The 20,586-nt window shown below is 70.4% G+C and carries 19 protein-coding genes; 9 read left to right on the top strand and 10 right to left on the bottom strand.

All coding sequences use genetic code 11. The annotated features are described in order from the left end of the window. Nucleotides 1–172 precede the first annotated feature (172 nt). Entirely contained in the window at nt 173–1,234 is a 1,062-nt protein-coding gene (sepH, locus tag RS86_RS14520) for a septation protein SepH (protein WP_045272998.1), read from the top strand. 56 nt (nt 1,235–1,290) lie between these two features. On the opposite strand, the gene RS86_RS14515 is transcribed toward sepH, so the two are convergent. Next, entirely contained in the window at nt 1,291–2,418 is a 1,128-nt protein-coding gene (locus RS86_RS14515; RefSeq protein ID WP_045272997.1) for an alkaline phosphatase family protein, read from the bottom strand. A gap of 81 nt (nt 2,419–2,499) precedes the next feature. On the opposite strand from RS86_RS14515, the gene RS86_RS14510 reads away from it, so the two are divergent. The 3 genes from RS86_RS14510 (at nt 2,500) to RS86_RS14500 (ending at nt 6,818) form a co-directional block, all read left to right on the top strand. Beyond that, nucleotides 2,500–4,947: a DNA gyrase/topoisomerase IV subunit A gene (locus RS86_RS14510; protein WP_045272996.1), complete on the top strand. Its 2,448-nt coding sequence runs from the start codon at nt 2,500–2,502 to the stop codon at nt 4,945–4,947. Beyond that, entirely contained in the window at nt 4,944–5,465 is a 522-nt protein-coding gene (locus RS86_RS14505) for an AAA family ATPase (protein ID WP_045272995.1), read from the top strand. The genes RS86_RS14510 and RS86_RS14505 overlap by 4 nt, the downstream gene beginning before the upstream one ends. Before the next feature lie 81 nt (nt 5,466–5,546). Then, nucleotides 5,547–6,818: an LCP family protein gene (locus tag RS86_RS14500; protein ID WP_045272994.1), complete on the top strand. Its 1,272-nt coding sequence runs from the start codon at nt 5,547–5,549 to the stop codon at nt 6,816–6,818. Between the two features lie 53 nt (nt 6,819–6,871). Here the strand turns inward: RS86_RS14500 and RS86_RS14495 are convergent, their stop codons facing one another. From RS86_RS14495 to RS86_RS14485, 3 genes are read right to left on the bottom strand one after another with little or no spacing between them, the layout of a single operon-like run. Next, nucleotides 6,872–7,783 carry an arginase family protein gene (locus RS86_RS14495; RefSeq protein WP_082076809.1) on the bottom strand — a complete coding sequence of 304 codons (912 nt, stop codon included), beginning with the start codon at nt 7,781–7,783 and terminating at the stop codon, nt 6,872–6,874. A 12-nt stretch (nt 7,784–7,795) separates the two neighbouring features. After that, nucleotides 7,796–8,272, bottom strand: a complete 477-nt coding sequence (locus tag RS86_RS14490) for a GNAT family N-acetyltransferase (protein ID WP_045272993.1) — start codon at nt 8,270–8,272, stop codon at nt 7,796–7,798. After that, a complete protein-coding gene (locus RS86_RS14485; RefSeq protein ID WP_082076808.1) occupies nt 8,272–10,407 on the bottom strand; it encodes a DNA gyrase/topoisomerase IV subunit B in 2,136 nt (711 codons plus the stop codon). The genes RS86_RS14490 and RS86_RS14485 overlap by 1 nt, the downstream gene beginning before the upstream one ends. A 183-nt stretch (nt 10,408–10,590) precedes the next feature. Here RS86_RS14485 and RS86_RS14480 point away from each other — a divergent pair, with 183 nt between their 5' ends. Further along, nucleotides 10,591–10,803: a DUF7455 domain-containing protein gene (locus tag RS86_RS14480; protein WP_045272992.1), complete on the top strand. Its 213-nt coding sequence runs from the start codon at nt 10,591–10,593 to the stop codon at nt 10,801–10,803. 92 nt (nt 10,804–10,895) lie between these two features. Here the strand turns inward: RS86_RS14480 and RS86_RS14475 are convergent, their stop codons facing one another. Next, nucleotides 10,896–11,945, bottom strand: a complete 1,050-nt coding sequence (locus tag RS86_RS14475; protein WP_152642187.1) for an alanine racemase — start codon at nt 11,943–11,945, stop codon at nt 10,896–10,898. Continuing rightward, a complete protein-coding gene (locus tag RS86_RS14470; protein WP_235281790.1) occupies nt 11,933–12,655 on the bottom strand; it encodes an alanine racemase C-terminal domain-containing protein in 723 nt (240 codons plus the stop codon). Before RS86_RS14470 ends, RS86_RS14475 begins: the two co-directional genes overlap by 13 nt. A gap of 118 nt (nt 12,656–12,773) precedes the next feature. On the opposite strand from RS86_RS14470, the gene RS86_RS14465 reads away from it, so the two are divergent. Next, nucleotides 12,774–13,796 carry a sugar-transfer associated ATP-grasp domain-containing protein gene (locus RS86_RS14465; protein WP_045272990.1) on the top strand — a complete coding sequence of 341 codons (1,023 nt, stop codon included), beginning with the start codon at nt 12,774–12,776 and terminating at the stop codon, nt 13,794–13,796. Nucleotides 13,797–13,880: 84 nt separating this feature from the next. Here the strand turns inward: RS86_RS14465 and RS86_RS21100 are convergent, their stop codons facing one another. From RS86_RS21100 to RS86_RS14450, 4 genes are all read right to left on the bottom strand, one after another. Further along, entirely contained in the window at nt 13,881–14,009 is a 129-nt protein-coding gene (locus RS86_RS21100; protein WP_268747850.1) for a hypothetical protein, read from the bottom strand. Between the two features lie 76 nt (nt 14,010–14,085). Next, nucleotides 14,086–14,790 (bottom strand): coenzyme F420-0:L-glutamate ligase, encoded by a 705-nt coding sequence (locus RS86_RS14460; protein WP_045272989.1) that lies wholly within the window; start codon nt 14,788–14,790, stop codon nt 14,086–14,088. Then, nucleotides 14,787–16,031: an RNA polymerase sigma factor gene (locus tag RS86_RS14455; RefSeq protein WP_045272988.1), complete on the bottom strand. Its 1,245-nt coding sequence runs from the start codon at nt 16,029–16,031 to the stop codon at nt 14,787–14,789. Before RS86_RS14455 ends, RS86_RS14460 begins: the two co-directional genes overlap by 4 nt. Nucleotides 16,032–16,257: 226 nt before the next feature. After that, nucleotides 16,258–17,193, bottom strand: coding sequence for a proteasome assembly chaperone family protein (locus tag RS86_RS14450; RefSeq protein WP_045272987.1), 936 nt, complete (start codon nt 17,191–17,193; stop codon nt 16,258–16,260). 110 nt (nt 17,194–17,303) lie between these two features. On the opposite strand from RS86_RS14450, the gene RS86_RS14445 reads away from it, so the two are divergent. The 3 genes from RS86_RS14445 to RS86_RS14435 all read left to right on the top strand — a co-directional run. Beyond that, nucleotides 17,304–18,782 (top strand): leucyl aminopeptidase, encoded by a 1,479-nt coding sequence (locus RS86_RS14445; RefSeq protein WP_045272986.1) that lies wholly within the window; start codon nt 17,304–17,306, stop codon nt 18,780–18,782. Continuing rightward, entirely contained in the window at nt 18,779–20,152 is a 1,374-nt protein-coding gene (gene lpdA, locus RS86_RS14440; protein ID WP_045272985.1) for a dihydrolipoyl dehydrogenase, read from the top strand. The genes RS86_RS14445 and lpdA overlap by 4 nt, the downstream gene beginning before the upstream one ends. A 97-nt stretch (nt 20,153–20,249) precedes the next feature. After that, nucleotides 20,250–20,586 (top strand): biotin/lipoyl-containing protein (locus tag RS86_RS14435; protein WP_045272984.1); only part of this gene is annotated, 337 nt, incomplete at its 3' end.

Here is a 20,586-nt window from a genome sequence, read left to right as displayed (position 1 = left end):
CGAGTGGCGGGTGCCGGGGGTGTTCGGCGGCCCATAGTTTGCATGACATGCGTCCAAATCGCAAATGCCACTCTCTCTGCGCATCAGAACTGGCGGCACGCCCGCGATATTCCCGGCCGTACGCGCAGTGCATGACACCATGAACCGACACTCATTCTGAGGGGCTGAAGCCATGGAACACGTCACGATCGTCGGCGCGGAAGACGACGTCCTCGTCCTCGCCACCGAGTCGGGAGAGCGATTCGCGCTCCCGATCGACGAGGTGCTGCGCGCGGAACTGCGCCGAGCCAAGGCGGGCCGCGAGGAGAAGGCGCCGCCTTTGGCCGCGAGTCCTCGCGAGATCCAGGCGCACATCCGCGCCGGGATGTCCGCCACCGAGGTGGCCGAGCTTCTCGGCGTCGCGCTCGAGGCAGTGCAGCGCTTCGAGAGCCCGGTGCTCGCCGAGCGCGAGCACATCGTCGGTCAAGCCCTCGCCGTGCCCGTGCTGATCGGCAGCGAGGTCGAGCCGGATGCGCAGCCCACCTTCGGCGTCGCGATCCGCGCCAAGCTCGCCGACCTCGCGGCCGCCGACGAGCGCTGGGCGAGCTGGAAGGACGACACGGGCTGGGTGATCAAGCTCGAGTTCCGCGCGAACGACGTCGAGCACGACGCCCGATGGAGCTTCGATCCGCGACGCAGCGCGCTCGCGCCGCTCAACGCCGACGCCACGCAGTTGTCACGCCAGGGCGCTCTGCCCGAGGGCCTGATCCCCCGGCTCCGCGCGCTCGACAAGGATCGCTCGTCTCCGTACAAGGACGAGACCCGCTTCGACTCGGGAGCGTTCGGACCGCGTCTCGTCCCGGCCCCTGCCGCCCCCGCCGCAGCGGAGGACGACGGCGTAACCGAGGCCCCTGAGCCGAGGTCCGCACGCCACCCGCAGACTTCGTCGAACGCCCAGGAGGCGGCCACGCGCAGCGCGTCGTTCGCTCCGTCGACGCCGTCCGACACCGCCGATCTGCTGGAGGCCCTGCGTCGCCGCCGCGGCCAGCGCGAAGCGCGCCCCTCGGTCGAGGAGGAGCCGGAGGATACCCGCCCGCTCGCCCTGTTCGAGGCCCTGGAGCCCGGCTACGAGCCCGATCCTGAGCCCGAGGACTCCCCGGCGCCCGTGGCGATCGACGACTCAGGACCGCGGCGTCGCCGGCGCGAGATGCCGTCCTGGGACGAGATCGTGTTCGGAGCGCGCAGCGACGACTGAGGCCCCGTAGGGCCGACTGCCGCGCACTCGCGGAGAGCGCTCGGCGCTCCTGCGGTTCAGCGCGCGAACGCGCCGAAGCGGAGCAGTGGCACGCGCAACTCCTCGGGGGTGAGCGAACCGTGCTGGCCGATCATGCCCTGCGAGCGCTGATCGTCCGCAGTGCCGTCGTACAGCGCCCACAGTCCCCGCGCCGGCACGACGAGATCACCGACCCGCTCCTGCGCTTCCGCGGTGGGCGCGGATCCGAACAGCCCGCCCTCGACGGCCTGCGTCCTCGTGAGCACATCCGCGGCGCCCTCGACCCCTGCGGCCCAGGCAGCCGCGATCTCATCGGTGCGGGCGGGATCCTCCAGATACACGTGCAGCATGCGCGGCTCCCCCGCGATCGCCGAGACACCGTCGTGGAGGCGACTGCCCTCGTCGAGGATGAGATGCCTGGTGCGAGGGACGTCGACCATGCCGTGGTCTGCGGTGACGAGCACACCCACGCCGTCCGGCATGCGCGTCGGGATCGCAGCGTCCAGCTCTTCGAGCGCGGCGACCCACTCCGCGGACGCCATGCCGTGCTTGTGCCCTGCCTTGTCGACCTCGGGGAGGTAGCAGTACACGAGTGAGCCCTCGTGCTCCTCGGCGAGGCTCAGGGCCAGCGCCACGCGCTCCGCCGCGGTGCCTGCGGAGCGGAACGCAGCGCCGCGCAGGGTCGCCGCGGAGAAGCCGCTGCCCGAGTATTCGGCGAGCCCCACGGCGAACGCGGGGCGTCCTGAATCAGACGCGGTCTCGAAGACGGTGGGCGTGCGCTGCCATTCAGCCGGATCCACGCGTGCTTTCTCCCAGCCGGAGAGCTGGTTCACGAGAACACCTGTGCGGGGATCCCTGACCTCGTAGCCGACCAGACCGTGCCGCCCCGGATCCACTCCGGTGAGCAGGCTCGTGAGAGCGGCCGCCGTCGTGGACGGGAACACGCTGGAGAGCACGTCCTTCTTCGTCATCGCGCCGGTCAGCCGCCGGGCGTGACCCGCGTGGCCCCGCAGCGGGATCGCGCCGAGGCCGTCCATGACCACGAGCACGACCGACCGCACGGCCGGCAACACGCCTTCACGGCCGTCCAGGGCGCCGAACAGGTCGTGCGCCACCCCGGTGATGCTCCGGGACGACGGCGGGATCGCCGGTAGCATGAGGGTCATCCGAGCCAGTCTCCCATAGAGCCAGGCACGGCTCCGGCGTCGAGAACCGCTCCGCCGCCGCCCGACACCCGCAGGAAGCCCATGCCCCGCACGACCACGCCGCCCGAGCCGATCGAAGAGCGCATCCAGGACATCGATTTGTCGAGCGAGATGCAGGGATCCTTCCTGGAGTACGCGTACTCGGTCATCTACTCCCGCGCCCTGCCCGATGCGCGCGACGGCCTCAAGCCCGTGCAGCGACGGATCCTGTTCCAGATGGCCGAGATGGGCCTGCGCCCGGATCGCGGCCACGTCAAGAGCGCGCGCGTCGTCGGCGACGTCATGGGCAAGCTGCATCCGCACGGCGACTCCGCGATCTACGACGCCCTGGTGCGCCTCGCGCAGCCGTTCGCGCTGCGCCTGCCGCTCGTCGACGGGCACGGCAACTTCGGATCCCTCGACGACGGCCCCGCCGCCTCCCGCTACACCGAGGCCCGTCTCGCGCCCTCCTCGCTCGCGCTCACCGAGAGCCTGGATGAGGACGTGGTCGACTTCGTCCCCAACTACGACGGCCAGTTCCAGCAGCCCTCCGTGCTGCCGGCCGCGTTCCCGAACCTGCTCGTCAACGGCGCGAGCGGGATCGCCGTCGGCATGGCGACCAACATGGCGCCGCACAACCTCATCGAGGTCGTCGCGGCGGCCATCCACCTGCTCGAGCACCCCGAGGCGACGACCGAGGAGCTCATGGAGTTCGTCCCCGGTCCCGACTTCCCCTCCGGCGGCATCGTGATGGGCCTCGACGGCGTCCGCGACGCCTACGCGAACGGCCGCGGAGCGTTCAAGGTGCGCGGCAAGGTCTCGATCGAGCCGCTCGGCCCGCGCCGCACCGGCATCGTGGTCACCGAACTGCCCTACATGGTCGGTCCGGAGCGCGTGATCGAGAAGATCCGCGACGCCGTGCAGGCGAAGAAGCTCCAGGGCATCAGCGACGTCAACGACCTCACCGACCGCAACCACGGCATGCGGATCCAGATCGGCATCAAGACCGGATTCGACCCGAACGCCGTGCTCGAGCAGCTGTACCGCCTGACTCCGATCGAGGACTCGTTCAGCATCAACAACGTCGCGCTCGTCGACGGGCAGCCGCGCACGCTCGGGCTCAAGGAACTGCTCAGCGTCTACGTGCGGCATCGCCTCGAGGTCGTCACGCGGCGCAGCCAGTACCGCCTCGCACGCCGCGAGGAGCGCCTGCACCTGGTCGAGGGCCTCCTCATCGCGATCCTCGACATCGACGAGGTCATCCAGGTCATCCGCTCCTCCGACGACTCGGAACAGGCCCGCACCCGCCTGCAGAGCGTCTTCGACCTCAGCGAGCGGCAGGCCGAGTACATCCTCGAGCTGCGCCTGCGGCGCCTCACCAAGTTCTCCCGCATCGAGCTGGAGACCGAGCGCGATGCGCTCCTCGCAGAGATCGCGGCGCTGCAGGAACTGCTCGGCAGCGAGGTCCTGCTGCGCGGCCAGGTCGCGACCGAGCTCGACGCGGCGGCCGAGGCCTACGGAACCCCCCGCCGCACCCTGCTGCTGAACGCCGCGCCGCCCAAGGCGCGAGCGAGCAAGGGCCCGGTCGACACGCAGATCGCGGACAGCCCGACCACGGTGGTTCTGTCCACGACCGGTCGCGCCGTGCGGGTGGACCTCGAACCCGGTCAGGAGCTCTCCCCCGCCACGCGGCGCAGCAAGCACGATGCGATCCTCGCCACGCTCCCCACGACGACCCGCACCGAGATCGGCGCGGTCACCACGGCCGGGCGCGTGCTGCGCTTCACGGCGATGGACCTTCCGTCCGTACCGCCCGCGTCGGTGCACCTCGCCGCCGGCGTGCCGCTGCGCGACTACATCGGGCTGCTCGACAAGAGCGAGCGGATCCTCGCGCTCCTGCGCTTCGACGACGACACGCCGATCGCGCTGGGCACCCGCACGGGTGTCGTGAAGCGCGTGGTGCCGTCCTCCCTCACGATCAAACCCGAGCTCGAGATCATCGGCATGAAGCCGGGCGATGCGGTCGTCGGCGCCGGCACCGCGACCGACGACGCCGAGCTCGTGTTCGTCACGAGCGACGCGCAGCTGCTGCACTTCCCGGCATCCGGCGTCCGCCCGCAGGGTGCTCCGGCCGGCGGCATGGCCGGCATCAAGCTCGGCGCGAAGGCCGAGGTGATCGCCTTCTCCGTGCTCGCACAGGACGACGACGCCCTCGTCGTGACCGTGTCCGGTGCCGCGGGCATGATCGCCGGGACCGATGCCGGACGCGCCAAGTCGTCCCGGTTCGCGGAGTTCCCCGGCAAGGGGCGCGCCACCGGCGGTGTCAGGGCGCACGCGTTCCTGAAGGGCGAGGACCGCCTGACCCTGGCCTGGGTCGGCGTCGAGCCCGCGCTCGCGGTCGGTCCCGACGGATCCGCGCGCGAACTGCCAGAGGCGGGCGCCAAGCGCGACGGCTCGGGGCAGCCCATCGACGGCGTCATCGGCTCGATCGGCGCGGCGCTGGGCGGATGAGCGGCTCGATTCTGATCGTCTCGGGGCTTCCCGGCGTCGGCAAGACCACCGTCGCCCGTGAGCTCGCGACGCGATCGGCGCGGGGCGCGCATCTCGACACGGACGAGATCGGCGAAGCGCTCATCGTCTCGGGCCTCGTCGCGCCGGGCCAGGACCCTGCGGAGGAGGCCGAGCGGCAGCTCGCCCTGCGCCGGCGGAACCTCACGGATCTCGCCCGCAACTTCGCCGAGGCGGGATTCGTTGTCGCCATCTCGGATGTCGTGCTCTGGCCGGAGCTCCTGGAGCAGTATCGCGCGGCGATCGACCTGCCGCTGAGGTTCGTGCTCCTCACCGCGACGGCGCAGGCGATCGCCGGCCGCGATGCGGCGCGGGACAAGCACGTCGCCGAGCAGTGGGCGCACCTCCGAGCAGCGCAGGACGAATTCCGGGCGCCGGGGCTGCGTCTGGACACGACCGGGCTCTCCCTCGACGAGACGCTCGACGCGATCCGCGCACGCTGGGACGATGCGCTGATCTGACCGCGGGCCGGAGTCACACGGATCCCGTCCCGCGGCTCCGCGCGATTTGCTCCTCCGCACGGCGACCGGCACCATGTGAGGATGACGCCCCGATCCCGACGTCCTGTCGCCGGCCACGGCCAGCTGCACCGCCCCGCCGCGTGGAGCCAGCTGCTGAAGATGCTCGGCGTCGTGGCGATCGTGGTGCTCGTCTCCGGCTTCTCCGTCGCGGGATACGTCGTGTACGACCTCGGACAGACGTTCAGCGACGAGGTCGTCGCGCTCGACGGCGACGATTCTGTGCCTCCGGACATCGGCGCGATCAAGGGCGGAGTGAACATGCTGCTGGTCGGCAGCGACGTCTGCGAAGACGACTTCAAGGATGGTTTCGGCAACCGCTGCTCCGACCCCGAGAGCGGAGGCGAGCGCAACGACACGAACCTCCTGCTGCACATCTCCGACAGCCCGCGCCGGGTCACCGTCATCACGTTCCCGCGCGATCTCATGATCACGATCCCGTCCTGCACGGACTCCGACGGAAACGCCAGCGAGGAGCGCTCGAAGGAAGCACTCAACGAGGCCATCGGAATCGGCGGCCAGAAGAACGGCCTGGCGTGCGTCGCCCGCACGATCACCAAGGTCTCCGGCCTGGAGATCCAGTTCGCCGCCAGGGTCACCTGGGGCGGCGTCATGAAGATCACCGACGCGATCGGCGGCGTCGATGTCTGCGTTGCGAACGGCATCAGCGATCCGGACAACACCCAGCTCGAGCTGACCCCTGGAACGCACACCCTGCAGGGCTACTGGGCACTGCAGTTCCTCCGGGTGCGCCACGGCGTGGGCGACAACGGGGACCTCAGTCGCGGCAGCAACCAGCAGGTGTACATGTCCTCGCTCGCGCGCAAGATGACGTCGAGCGAGGTGCTCGGCAACCCCGGCACGCTCCTCAGGCTCGCGAACACCGTCATGACCAACGTCACACCGAGCGCCAAGCTGACCAATCCGACCCTGCTCGTACAGATCGCCCTGGCGATCAAGGATGTGCCGCTGGACCAGATCAACTTCGTGAACTACCCGGTGCTGGACGATCCGGGCAACCCCGGCGTCAGGGTCGTGCCGGACTACGCGAGCGCCGACCAGCTGTGGGCGGCGCTCGCGGCGAACCAGCCGATCCAGGTCACGGGACAGCGCGACGCGGTCGTCTCCGCGACCGAGGCCCCGACCGACTCTCCCCCCGACCCTTCCACCGGGGCCGACGCGAGCACGACGCCGACGTCGGATGCGACCGGCGGACCCGTCGCGCTGCCGCAGAACATCTCCGGGCAGTCGGCGGCGCAGCAGACGTTCTCGAACGGCAACGGCACCGGGGGCTGACGCCGCCATCGAGTCGGACGGACGGCGCAAGCGATGCGGACGCCGACGGACACCTACTCCGGCGCGAGCGCGGACCCGAGGCCTGCGAACCCTTCCGCCACCACCCGGGCCACGGTGCGGGCGTGCGCGCCCTCCGGATCCAGGTCCGGATCGAAGACCGTGACCGCGGCGCCCCAGGCGTGCGGAGCGAGCGCGGCGAGCAGCCCGATCAGCTCATCCGGCGCGAGACCCCCCGGATCCGGACTGTCCACGGCCGGCATGTGCATCGGGTCGAGAACGTCGACGTCGACCTGGATCCAGTAGCCGCGATCCAGGCCTTCGAGCGCGCGCACTCGGGACGCGGCTCTGGCGCCGCCGTGCAGGATGACGTCGTCGGCCGGCACCACGAGGCCGATGATCCGGCGCAGCTCCTCCGCGTGCGGATCCTCGTACCGGCAGCCGATGTGCGCGGTGCTCCCGGACGCGAAGTACGGTCCCAGTCCGTCGATGTCGCTGAGCTCCGGGAGGTGCATTCCGATCGCCGCGGCGAGGTCCTCCCCGGCGAGGCTCGCGACGCCGTCGCTGTTGCCCGGATGCCGGAAGTCCGTATGACCGTCGATGTGAACGAACCCGCCGCCCCCGCCCACCCGGGCCGCGAGCCCTGCGGCGATCGCCAGGCTGCAGTCCCCGCCGAGGACGAGCGGCGCTTCACCGGCCTCTCGGATCTCGAACAGGCGATGCGCAAGCCGGCGGGCGTGGTCGACGATCGCAGCCTGGTTGCGGACCGTGCCCGCAGGTCGGCGCCCATCGTTGTCGACGTAGCGTCCCGGCAGCACGACGCCGCCGTCGATCGCGCCCTGCGCATGCAGGAGGCGGTGCAGCCCGGCCTCGCGGAGCGCCTCCGGCGCCTTGGCCGTCCCCGGCACGCCGCCGCGCACGGGAGGGCGGAGGCCCAGGTTCGTGGGAGCTGAGACGACGGCGACCATCGTGTCAGTCTGTCAAGGCGTCGCCGTCACGGCGGCAGACCCGCCAGGCGCCCGGCGCATCCAGATGTCGATCCCGTCGTCGTGCTCGACGACGAACCCGTGCCGCTCGTACAGCCGTCGCGCGGCCGACCCGACGAGCACCTGCAGACGCAGCGGACGCTCGTCGGGAACCTCCGCGAGCACCGCCCGCAGCACGGCGGATCCGATCCCGCGCCCCTGATGCTGCTCGTCCAGGTAGAACATCTCCAGCCATGACTCCTCGCCGTCGGGCCGCAGCGTGATCGTGCCCGCCACCTCTCCGTCGAGCAGGATCATGCGGGTGTGGTCCGGAGAGAAGTGCTCCGCGACCCTGGCGCGCGACCTGTCAGGATCCCACCCGACGAGAGGCTCCAGATCCCGACGCAGGACGCGCTCCTTCAGCGCGGCCACGAGCTCCACATCCTCCGGAACGGCCACCCGCAGCGCGACGACCGGCAGCAGCGCGCTCATCAGGCGTCGATGGCCTCGCGCGCCAGGCGATCCGAGGAATCGATGATGAACTCGCGCCGCGGGGCGACCTCGTTGCCCATCAGCAGCTCGAACACGCGGCCCGCCGCCTCAGCGTCCTCCATGCGTACGCGCCGCAGCAGACGGCCAGAGCGATCCATCGTGGTGGAGGCGAGCTGCTCGGCATCCATCTCGCCGAGACCCTTGTACCGCTGGATCGGCTCGTGCCAGCGCTTGTTCTGCTTGCGCAGCTTCGCGAGCAGCGTGTGCAGCTCACCCTCGCTGTACGTGTAGATCGTCTCGTTCGGCTTGGATCCGGGGTTCATCACGATCACCCTGTGCAGCGGCGGCACGGCCGCGAAGACGCGTCCGTCCTCGATCAACGGGCGCATGTACCGGTAGAACAGCGTCAGCAGCAGGGTGCGGATGTGCGCGCCGTCGACGTCGGCGTCGCTCATCAGGATGATCTTCCCGTAACGCGCGGTGGAGAGGTCGAAGGAGCGGCCGGATCCGGCGCCGATCACCTGGATGATCGACGCGCACTCGAGATTCGACAGCATGTCGCTGACCGATGCCTTCTGCACGTTCAGGATCTTGCCGCGGATGGGCAGGAGTGCCTGGTACTCGCTGGTGCGGGCGTGCTTGGCCGTGCCGAGCGCGGAGTCGCCCTCGACGATGAACAGCTCGGTCTGCGCGATGTCGGTGGAGCGGCAGTCGACGAGTTTCGCGGGCAATGACGAGGACTCCAGCGCGTTCTTGCGGCGCTGGGTCTCCTTGTGGGCGCGTGCGGAGACGCGCGCCTTCATCTCCGCGACGATCTTGTCCAGCAGCATCGAAGCCTGGTTCTTGTCGTCGCGTTTGGTCGAGGCGAAGCGCTCGCCGAGCGCCTTGCGCACCACCTGCGCGACGATCGTGCGCACGGCGGGCGTGCCGAGCACCTCCTTGGTCTGCCCCTCGAACTGCGGCTCCGGAACGTTGACGGTCAGCACCGCGGTGAGACCCGCGAGCACGTCGTCCTTCTCGAGCTTGTCGCTGCCTGCTTTGAGGCGTCGCGCGTTCTGCTCGACCTGGGCGCGCAGCACCTTCAGCAGCTCCTGCTCGAAACCCTGCTGGTGCGTCCCGCCCTTGGGCGTGGCGATGATGTTCACGAAGGAGCGCGTGCTGGTGTCGTAGCCCGTCCCCCAGCGCAGGGCGATGTCGACCGCGCAGACGCGCTCGACCTCGGTCGCGACCATGTGGCCGTCAGGTTGCAGCACCGGGACGGTCTCCTTGAAGGTGCCCTCTCCCTGCACGCGCCAGGTGTCCGTCACGGGAGCGTCCGTGGCCAGGTACTCGACGAACTCCGCGATGCCGCCCTCGTAGTGGTACGAGGTCTCGTTCACCGCGTCCGTGACGCCGGGGGCCGCCTCGCCCTCCGCGCCGCTCTGCGGCTCCGCAGCGGTCGAGGCCCGCGCGTCGCGCACGACGAGTTCGAGCCCTGGCACGAGGAAGGCGGTCTGCCGCGCACGGGTCTCGAGCTCGGCGAGCTGGAAGGCGGCGTCCTTCGTGAAGATCTGCCGGTCGGCCCAGTAGCGGATCCGCGTGCCGGTCACGCCGCGCGGCGCCTTGCCGATCACGCGCAGCTCGCTGTTGTCCTGGAACGGCGTGAACGGAGCGTCGCGCCGCTTCTCCCCCGCATCCGTGAAGATGCCGGGCTCGCCCCGCCGGAACGACATCGCGTAGGTCTTGCCGCCGCGGTCCACCTCGACGTCGAGCCGCTCGGACAGGGCGTTCACGACGGAGGCGCCGACGCCGTGCAGACCGCCGGAGGCCGCGTAGGACCCTCCGCCGAACTTGCCTCCCGCGTGCAGCTTGGTGAAGACGACCTCGACGCCGGTGAGCCCGGTGCGCGGCTCGACGTCGACGGGGATGCCTCGGCCGCGGTCGTGCACCTCGACGCTGCCGTCGGGGTGCAGGATGACGTCGATCTTCGAGCCATTGCCGGCGACCGCCTCGTCGACGGAGTTGTCGATGATCTCCCAGAGGCAGTGCATGAGACCCGGTGAACCGTTCGAGCCGATGTACATTCCGGGCCGCTTGCGGACGGCCTCGAGCCCCTCGAGGACCTGGAGGTGATGGGCGGAATACTCGGCTGTCACAATCCCCCATCGTATCGAGGAGCGGGGACACCGCCCCGACGACACTCCTTGCCGTCACACGCTCGTCACCTGGCGCGTACGCGGTGAGCGAAACACGCCGTCTCGCGGGCATGACTCCCAGCTCTGCGTGGTTGTATTGAGCACACTCCACACAGCGGACCCGAACAACGAGGAGGCATCGAGATGAACGCGACGACCGAACGGGATAGCACAGTCATCCCCCGCCTCACGGCGATGGACCGATGCGACTCCTGCGGAGCCCAGGCCTACATCGCCGCCGAGGTCAACGGCAGCGAGCTGCTGTTCTGCGCCCATCACGGGCGCAAGTACGAAGAGAAGCTCCGTGCGGTGGCCACGAGCTGGCACGACGAGACGTCGCGACTACTCGAGTCCTGATCCGCTCCCCAGACAGAAGCGCCCGGTGTCCCGCGACATCGGGCGTTTTCATGTCCGGACGGCCGACTCCACCGGCCGGATCCAGACCGCGCTCAGCGGTACTCGCGCCGCACGTGCGGAGTGAGCCGGCAGAGGATCTCCTCGCCCACCGTGCCGATCGCCTCCGCGAGGGTCGTCGGCGAGGACTCGCCGTGCGCGCCTCGGCCGAAGAGGACGACCTCGTCGCCGACGGCGGCACCGTCCCACCCGGCGATGCGCGCAGCGTCGGCGCCGATCGCCAGGAGCGCTCGGGCACCGGCAGGGGTGCCCACGTGCACGCGGCCGGCGAGGATGCTCGGCAGTCCGTCGAAGGATCCGGCGCCCACGACGACCTCGTCGCCGTCGACTTCCCGCACCGGCGCCACGAGCTCGGCTGCGGGGGCGATTCCAGGAAGGTCCGGTCCGTCGGCGGAGCGCACGCCGAAGCAGAAGGCGCCGACGCGCACGAGCGACCCGCGCAGCTCGGGGCGGGCCCAGGTCGCGGCCGAAGCCGTCAGGTGCTGATAGGGCAACTCAGCGCCGAGTTCGCCGGCGCGGTGCACGGCGTCGAGGAAGCGGGCCTGCGCGGCGTCGTCCTCCTCGTCGCTCGCCTCGGCGAGATGGCTCCACGCGCCCACGAGCAGGACGTGTCCCGCCTCCTGGGCGCGCAGGGCGGACGCGACGCCCTCGTCCCACTCGTCCGCGGACAGCCCGTTGCGGTGCAATCCGGTGTCGACCTTGAGATGGATGCGCGCCACGGCGCCGAGGGCGGTGGCGCGGGCGATCACCCGGCGCAGGTAGTCCAGCGTCCCGACGCCGAGATCCACCTCCGCGCGCAGGGCCGCGTCGATCTCCTCGTCGAGCGAGGTGACCCAGGCGAAAAGCCGCGGAGCGGCGCCGACCTCGTCACGCAGCCGGAGCGCGGTGGGGATGTCGTAGGTGCCGAACCAGCCGACCCCCGCGTCTGCGGCGACCCGCGCAGCCCAGGGCGCGCCGAGTCCGTAGCCGTCGTCCTTGACCACCATCATCAGCGCGGAGGGGGCGACGCGCGCGGTCACGGCAGCGATGTTGGCGCGCAGCACCGCTTCATCGGCGCGCAGCACGGGTCCGGTCAGGCCTCCCATGAACGCTCCGTCCGCTGCCCTACGACGGCCACGAGTTCGTCGACGCCCATTCCGGTGATCCGCGCCCATTCCGCGGCACCGGCCCTCATCGGACCGCGTCCGCCGAAGTAGGTCGCCTCGGCGCCGAGGGGAACGTCGGCGGTGCCGATGTCGACGACGCACACGTCCATGGCGATCCGGCCGACGATCGGATGCACGAGGCCGTCGATCTCGACCGACGCCCGGCCGCCGAGCGCACGCACGACGCCCTGCGCGTAGCCGCCGGTGACGAGCGCCAGGCGCGAGTCCTCCGGAGCGCGGTGGATGTAGCCGTAGGAGACGCCGCCGCCGGCCGCGATGTCCTTGGTCGAGAGCACCCGACCCGCCACGCGCATCACCGGCGCGCCGACCAGGGATCCGTCTCCGTCCGGCAGGCCGTACAGCAGGTGAGGATCCAGGTCAGGCGCCACGGTGCAGGTCGCTTCGAGGCCCTCCGCCCGCAGCAGTGCGGCCTCGGCCTCGCCGTCCACGCGCACGCCGCGCGCCCCGGCCGAGACGACGGCTCGGGCGACGCCCAGGAGCCCATGGCCCCAGGCATCACGACGGAGATCGGCGATGCCCGCCCCCCCGGCGGCGACCGCGGCTGCGGCCCCGTCTTCGAGGGCGGACCGGGAGATCAGCGAACGCAGCATCGCACTCCGCGACGGAGTGGCAGGGAGCGGCTCGTTCACCTTTCCACCCTACCTGCGCCCCTCTGTCCGGATCCGCCCGCCCGACCCGCGCCCGGGGGTCTCGGAGGCGGTCCGCCCTAGAATGGACCGGTTCCCGATCCCTCGACCCGGAGTACGCATGCCCTCGAACGGCCTCGGCCTCAAGTCCCGTCTCGGCTATCTCGCCGAGCGCGCCCGTCGCATCAACGTCGGCTCGGTGATCGAGCGCGCCAAGGAGGCGTCCGCGCAGCACGGCAAGGCCGTCCCCGCCGTGGTGGTGGACATGCTGTGGTCGGCCGGCCGCCACAACGTCGGGTTCCAGGACTACATCGACTACGACTTCGCGATCCTGAACCGCGCCGAGCGGGCGACCTACATGACGCACCCCGTGTCGAACCAGATCTCGGAGCGGTACGCCCACCCCGACTACCGGCACCTGTTCCACGACAAGATCGAGTTCGACGAGAAGTTCTCGGACTTCCTCCGTCGCGAGTGGATGGTCGTGAAGCCCGGCAACGCCGAGGAGCTGCGCGCGTTCCTGGAGCGCCAGGGCACCGTCATCGTGAAGACACCGATGGGACAGGCCGGATCCGGCGTGTTCCGCTACCACGCCGCCGAAATCTCCGACTGGGACGCGTTCCACGCCGACCTGCTCGGCCAGGGCCGTCTGCTCGTCGAGGAGGTCATCCGGCAGCATCCCGACCTCGCCGCGGTCTGCCCCGGCACGGTCAACACGACCCGCGTGACCGCGTTCTTCGACGGCGAGAAGACGCACATCCTCGCGATGGCCCAGAAGTTCGGGCGCGGCGAGGTCAGCGACCAGATGTCTTTCGGCGGCTTCTACACGATGCTCGACGAGGACGGCCATGCCGTGAGCGCCGGCTACGACTCGCACGGGCACGTGCACGAGCTGCACCCCGACTCCGGCTTCCGCATCGCCGACTTCCAACTGCCGATGATCGACGAGGTGAAGGCCTTCGTGGATCAGGTCGCCCGCGTCGTGCCGCAGGTGCAGTACGTCGGATGGGACATCGTGGTCGGCCCCGACGGCCCCGTGCTCGTCGAGGGCAACTGGGGCGCCGGCGTCTACGAGAATAAGCCGAGCGTCTCCGGCATCCGCACCGGTCACAAGCCGCGCTACCAGGCCGCCATCAAGTTCTGAGCGCAGCGCCCTTCGTCTCGCTGCGCTCGCTCAGGGACCGGAGCATCGGTCCCTGAGCGAGGAGCGCAGCGACGAGACGAAGGGTCAGGCCGGGCGGATGATGCCCATCGGCGTCGACTCCGTGCCCTGGCCGAGCGGGTTGTCCTTGAGGATCGCGACGAGGCGCTTCTCAGCGCCCTTCGTCTCGCTGCGCTCGCTCAGGGACCGGAGCATCGGTCCCTGAGCGAGGAGCGCAGCGACGAGACGAAGGGCGGTCCCTGAGCGAGGAGCGCAGCGACGAGACGAAGGGTCAGGCCGGGCGGATGATGCCCATCGGCGTCGACTCCGTGCCCTGGCCGAGCGGATTGTCCTTGAGGATCACGACGAGGCGCTTCTCAGCGACCTTCTCGAGCGTGGAGCCGAGGATGTTGCCGCCGAGGTCGTTGATGTCGACGACGGCCACGTCGCACACCCCGCCGATCAGCTGCTGCATCTCGTGCGCCACCTCGCGCGGGCGCGCCGGCCCGAGGACGACCGAGCGGTCGTACGGCGGCATCGTGCCCTCCGTCGGCCCGTCGATCGCGCGGGCCTTCTCGCCGGCGATCCGGTAGAAGTCGCCGCGGCGGCCGAACGCCTTGGTCACGGCGGACACCGCCGCCGCGAACAGGATCCGGGGCGTGCCGCACTCCCGCAGCGCCATCTCCATGGTCTCGGGCATGCCGAGGCCGATGCCGTAGGGCGTGCGCGTCACGTACTTCGACAGGAAGAACGCGAGCTTGCGCGGCTGGATCTCCTCGAGCAGGAACGACCGGCCCTGGGTGATGCCGACGATCTTCTCGGTGATGAAGAGCAAGTCGCCCTTCTGCACCTCACCCGCGGCGTACTCGGTGACGATGTCGGCGAGCACGTCGCCGGGCATGACCACCTTGGTGCGGATCGGAATCCGCAGCCAGCGGGCGCCCTCGACCGAGATCTCGAGGTTCTTGCCGTCGTTGGGCTTCGCCTCCGCGCTCACTCGAGGTAGTCCCGCAGAGACTGCGAACGGCTCGGGTGACGCAGCTTCGCCATCGTCTTGGACTCGATCTGGCGGATCCGCTCGCGGGTCACGCCGAAGGTGTCGCCGATCTGGTCGAGCGTCTTGGGCTGGCCGTCTCCGAGGCCGAAGCGCATGCGGATCACGCCCGCCTCGCGCTCGGACAGGGAGTCCAGAAGCTGCTCGAGCTGACGCTGCAGCATCGTGAAGCCCACCGCGTCGGCCGGGACGACCGCCTCGGTGTCCTCGATGAGGTCACCGAACTCGCTGTCGCCGTCCTCGCCGAGCGGGGTGTGCAGCGAGATCGGCTCGCGGCCGTACTTCTGCACCTCGATGACCTTCTCCGGGGTCATGTCGAGCTCGCGGCTCAGCTCCTCGGGGGTGGGTTCGCGACCGAGGTCCTGCAGCATCTGCCGCTGCACGCGCGCGAGCTTGTTGATGACCTCGACCATGTGCACGGGGATGCGGATGGTGCGGGCCTGGTCGGCCATCGCGCGGGTGATGGCCTGACGGATCCACCACGTCGCGTAGGTCGAGAACTTGAAGCCCTTGGTGTAATCGAACTTCTCGACCGCGCGGATGAGACCGAGGTTGCCCTCCTGGATGAGATCCAGGAACTGCATTCCACGGCCCGTGTAGCGCTTCGCGAGGGAGACGACGAGGCGCAGGTTGGCGCCGAGCAGGTGGCTCTTGGCACGCTGACCGTCGCGGGCGACCCACTGCAGATCGAGTCCGAGCTGACCGGTCTTCTCGGCCGCCGACATCACCGAGAGCTTCTCCTCGGCGAACAGACCCGCCTCGATCCGCATCGCGAGCTCGACCTCTTCGGCCGCGTTCAGGAGCGCGACCTTTCCGATCTGCTTCAGGTAGTCCTTGACCGGGTCCGCGGTGGCGCCGGTGATCTGCGTCGAGTAGACGGGGACGTCATCCTCGTCGGTCGAGCTGATCCGAATCGCGCCGGTGGGCAGCGGCTCGGTGAAGGCGGGCTTGGCGCCCTCCTCGTCGTCGCCGTCATCGGCGGCGTCAGCGGGAGCCTCTTCGGCGGTGTCGCCGTCGGCCTCGTCCTTGCTCTTCGCTCTGGTCGCCCTCTTGGCCGCAGGCTTCTTCGCCGCCGCCTTCTTCGGGGCCACCGGCTCCGCGGCGTCGACGGCCTGGGCCTCGACCTCCTCGGGCTCGGCCTGGTCGTTCTTCGTCCGGGTGTTCTTCTTCGTGGCAGTCGTCACGTCTCGCCTTTCAACGGAGCGCTTGCGCGGGCGCCCTGTGGTGTTTCGGCCTGTGGGCCTTGCAGCCCGTGCCCTCGCGGGCACTAGTAAGACCCTTGTCAAGTCCCCAGACCTTGCGGAATGGGTATTGACAACGGGTCGTCAGATAAGTATCGCACACTCTGCGCGCGCAGACGCCGGATCCCGCAATCCGCGTGGATCCTCTCGGGACACTCCCGGGATCGGCTCAGATCCGGCCGTTCTTGTCCTCGTCGCCGCCCTGGCGGGTGGCCAGGAAGCGCTCCAGCTCCGCGGCCAGCTCGTCGGCGCTGGGGAGGGATCTCTCGTCGAACCCGACGGGCGCCTCGTCCTCGAGTTCCAGGCCGGACATGTAGGAGTCGTAGCGGTGCTCGAGCGTCCGCACCATCTGCGCGAGCTCCTCGTTGTCGCGCACCTGCTCGTCCACCCGCTCGAGGTACTCCGCGCGCTTGTCGCGCAGCGCGTCCGTGAGCAGCACGAGTCCGGTGGCCGCCATCACCTTCTCCGCGGCGGTGAGCACCGCGTCCGGGTACTCCGTGTCGGCGAGGTAGTGCGGCACGAGCAGCACGAAGCTCGCGACGCTGCGCTCCGCCTGCACGAAGCGGTACTCCAGCAGGTGCCCTGCAGTGCCGGGAACCTGGGTGCGCGGCCGCCACACCGAGTGCGCGGCCGTGAGCTCCGCCCTGTTGCCGCTCGCCGTGACGCCGATCGGCCGCGTGTGCGGCACCGGCATCGCGATCGAGTGCACCCAGGTGACGGTGGACACGTCGTACTCTGCCGCGAAGTCGAGCACCACGTCGGCGAAGGCGTTCCAGGCGAAGTCGGGCTCGTAACCGGCCAGCAGCAGGAACGGCCGTCCGAGCGCATCGTGCGCGAGCGACAGCTCCAGCCGCGCGGGCTTGAACTCGGCGATGTGATCCTGATCGAAGGTGAGCACGGGCCGGCGCGCGCGGAAGTCCAGCAGCAGGTCGTTGTCGAAGACGAGCACCGGCTGCGGGTCCGTCGTCTCCGCGAGGTGATCGATGAGCCCCGAGACGGCGGATCCCGCGTCCGTGAAGCCGGTCAGCAGGATGACGAGCGGCAGGCCGGACGGCACGCCGCCGGGGTAGGCGACGCGTTCGTGGATCTCTCCGGAGATGGGCATGCCTCCATGCTACGAGGCACCCCACCGGCCGGGTCCGCTGAGCGCTGAGAGCGAACACGCGGAGGGCCCATCCTCTCCTCGCGCACCGTGCCGAACCTAGGATGGAGACCATGACGTCTCCTGCGCTCGAGCTGCACACAGGCGCTCCGGCGGACGCGAACGCAGATGCGGTCGTGCTCGTCGTCGCCGGTCTCACGGACACCCCGGAAGACCTGTCCCCCTTCTCCTCCACCCACGCCGCTTTGACCGCGGTCGGCTTCACCGGGAAGGCGGGCGCCTACACACGGATCCCCGCACCCGATGTCGCCGACGTGCCGGTCGCCGTCGTGAGCGCCGGATCCGCCCCCGATGCGAACGCCGTGCGCGAGGCCGTCGGCGCCGCGCTGCGCACGCTCACCGGCTTCGGCCGCGTGTCCGTCCTGCTCGGCGACGCCGTCGCGGAGCACGCGTCGGCCGCCGCCGAAGGCGCCCTGCTGGGCGGATACCGCTTCGACGACTATCGCTCGGGTGACCAGCCGAAGCGCGCCGGAACGGTCGTGCTGCACGCCGAGCTCGCACCGGAGGAGGCCGCACACGCCACGGCGCTCGCCCAGGCCGTCGCGCTGACCCGGGATCTCGTCACCACGCCCGCCGAGTGGCTGGGCCCCGAGGATCTGGCGAGCCGCGCCGTCGAGGAGCTCACCGGGCTCGACGTGACCGTCGAGGTGCTCGACGAGACCGCCCTCGCCGCCGGCGGGTACGGCGGCATCCTGGGCGTCGGGCAGGGCTCCGACCGCCCGCCGCGGCTCGTCCGCCTCGACTACTCCCCCGCCGGCGCCGCGGGGCACATCGCCCTCGTCGGCAAGGGCATCACGTTCGACACCGGCGGCCTGTCCCTCAAGCCGCCCGCGAGCATGGTCGGCATGAAGACGGACATGGCGGGAGCGGCCAGCATCCTCGCCGCGACCAAGGCCGTCGCGACCCTGGGCCTGCCGATCCGCGTGACCACCTGGCTGTGCATCGCGGACAACATGCCCTCCGGCTCGGCGATCCGCCCCGGCGACGTGCTGCGCTTCGCCGACGGCCAGACCGTCGAGGTTCTCAACACCGATGCGGAAGGACGTCTCGTCCTCGCCGATGGGCTGGTGGCCGCGAGCCGGGAGAACCCCGATGTGATCCTCGACGTCGCCACTCTGACCGGCGCGATCATCGTCGCGCTAGGCATGCGTCATACCGGCGTCTTCGGAGATGACGACACCGTGCAGGAGGTCCTGGCCGCGGCATCCGCGACCGGCGAGGCCGCATGGCCGATGCCGCTTCCCGAGCACATGGAGGACGAGCTGAAGTCGCCGATCGCCGACCTGGTCAACGCCAAGATCGGCGACCCCGCAGGCGGCGCGCTCTTCGCCGGCCTGTTCCTGCGCCGCATGGTCGGGCGCATCTCCGACGAGGCCGACGCACCGCGCATCCCCTGGGCCCACCTCGACATCGCCGGCTCGTCCGAGCACAAGGGCGCCCCCTACGGCTTCACCGACAAGGGCGCCACCGGCGCGATCGTGCGCACGCTGATCGCCTTCGCCGAGGCGCGCGCGAACGGAGCACGCGCATGACCGCTCACACCTTCGACATCGTGATCCTCGGGGGCGGCAGCGGCGGCTACGCCGCGGCTCTGCGCGCCGCCGAGCTCGGCAAGTCCGTGGCCCTGATCGAGAAGGACAAGGTCGGGGGCACCTGCCTGCACCGCGGCTGCATCCCGACCAAGGCCCTGCTGCACTCCGCGGAGATCGCCGAGAACGTGCGCGACGCGGCCAAGTACGGCGTCGGCGCCTCCTTCGAGGGGATCGACCCGGCCGGCGTCCGCGCCTACCGCGAGGGCATCGTCGCGAAGAAGTACAAGGGCCTCGAGGGGCTCGTCAAGGCCCGCGGGATCACCGTCGTCAGCGGCGAGGGCACCCTGCGCCCCGATCGCTCCATCGCGGTCGGCGACGACGTCTACACCGGCGCCGACGTGATCCTCGCGACCGGCTCGTACAGCCGGTCGCTGCCCGGCCTGGAGATCGGCGGCCGGATCCTCGCCAGCGAGCAGGCGCTCGCTCTCGAGGAGGTTCCGCAGCGCGTCGTCATCCTCGGCGGCGGCGTGATCGGCGTCGAGTTCGCCAGCGTCTGGCGCTCGTTCGGCTCCGAGGTCACGATCGTCGAGGCGCTCGATCACCTCGCCCCGAACGAGGACCTCGCACTCAGCAAGGGCCTGGAGCGCGCGTTCCGCCGCCGCGGAATCTCCTACTCGCTCGGCGTGCGGTTCGCGAGCGCGACCCAGACCCAGGACGCCGTCACGGTCACCCTGGAGAACGGCACCACCTACGAGGCCGACTACCTGCTCGTCGCCGTCGGCCGGGGGCCGGCCACGGCCGGACTCGGATTCGAGGAGGCCGGAGTCGCCATGGAGCGCGGCTTCGTGCTCACCGACCCCGAGCTGCACACGAACGTGGAGCACGTCTGGGCCGTCGGCGACATCGTGCCGGGTCTGCAGCTCGCCCACCGCGGCTTCCTGCAGGGCATCGCCGTCGCCGAGCGCATCGCGGGGCTGACCCCCGCCGTCATCCCGGATGCGCAGATCCCGCGCGTCACCTACTGCAGCCCCGAGGTCGCCTCGGTCGGTGTGACCGAAGCCGCCGCGGTCGCGGCATTCGGCGCGGATGCGGTGGTCTCCTATGAGTACAACCTCGCCGGCAACGGCAAGAGCGAGATCATCGGCACCGGCGGACTGGTCAAGGTCGTGCGGCAGAAGGACGGTCCCGTGCTGGGCGTCCACCTGCTCGGCGACCGCGTCGGAGAGCTCATCACGGAGGGGCAGCTCGCGGTGAGCTGGGAGGCGCACCCCGAGGACATCGCCCCGCTGATCCATGCCCACCCGACCCAGAGCGAGGCGCTCGGCGAGGCGTTCCTCGCGCTTGCAGGCAAGCCGCTTCACGCAATGTGAAACTTTTCTTGCGCATCGTGGAAATCGCAACTGGGCTGAAGCCCTGGTTGCCCACTAAGCTGAACACCATCACGATTTTTCCTAAGGAGACTCCGTCATGAGCACACCCGTGGTCCTTCCCGCCCTCGGCGAAAGCGTCACCGAGGGCACTGTGACCCGTTGGCTCAAGCAGGTGGGCGACACCGTCCAGGCCGACGAGGGCCTGCTCGAGATCTCGACCGACAAGGTCGACACCGAGATCCCCTCGCCGGTCACCGGCGTGATCGAGGAGATCCTCGTCAGCGAGGATGACACCGTCGAGATCGGCGCGATCCTCGCCCGCATCGGCGACGGCTCCGGCGCATCCGCCCCGGCCGCACCCGCCGCCGAGGCCGCGCCCGCGGCCGCGGCTCCGGCTCCCGCCGAGGCACCCGCGCCCGCGGCAGAGCCCGCAC

Origin of the sequence: Microbacterium azadirachtae, assembly GCF_000956505.1 — a bacterium.
Classification (GTDB): domain Bacteria; phylum Actinomycetota; class Actinomycetes; order Actinomycetales; family Microbacteriaceae; genus Microbacterium; species Microbacterium azadirachtae_A.
This window is presented reverse-complemented; position numbering and strand designations above follow the sequence as displayed.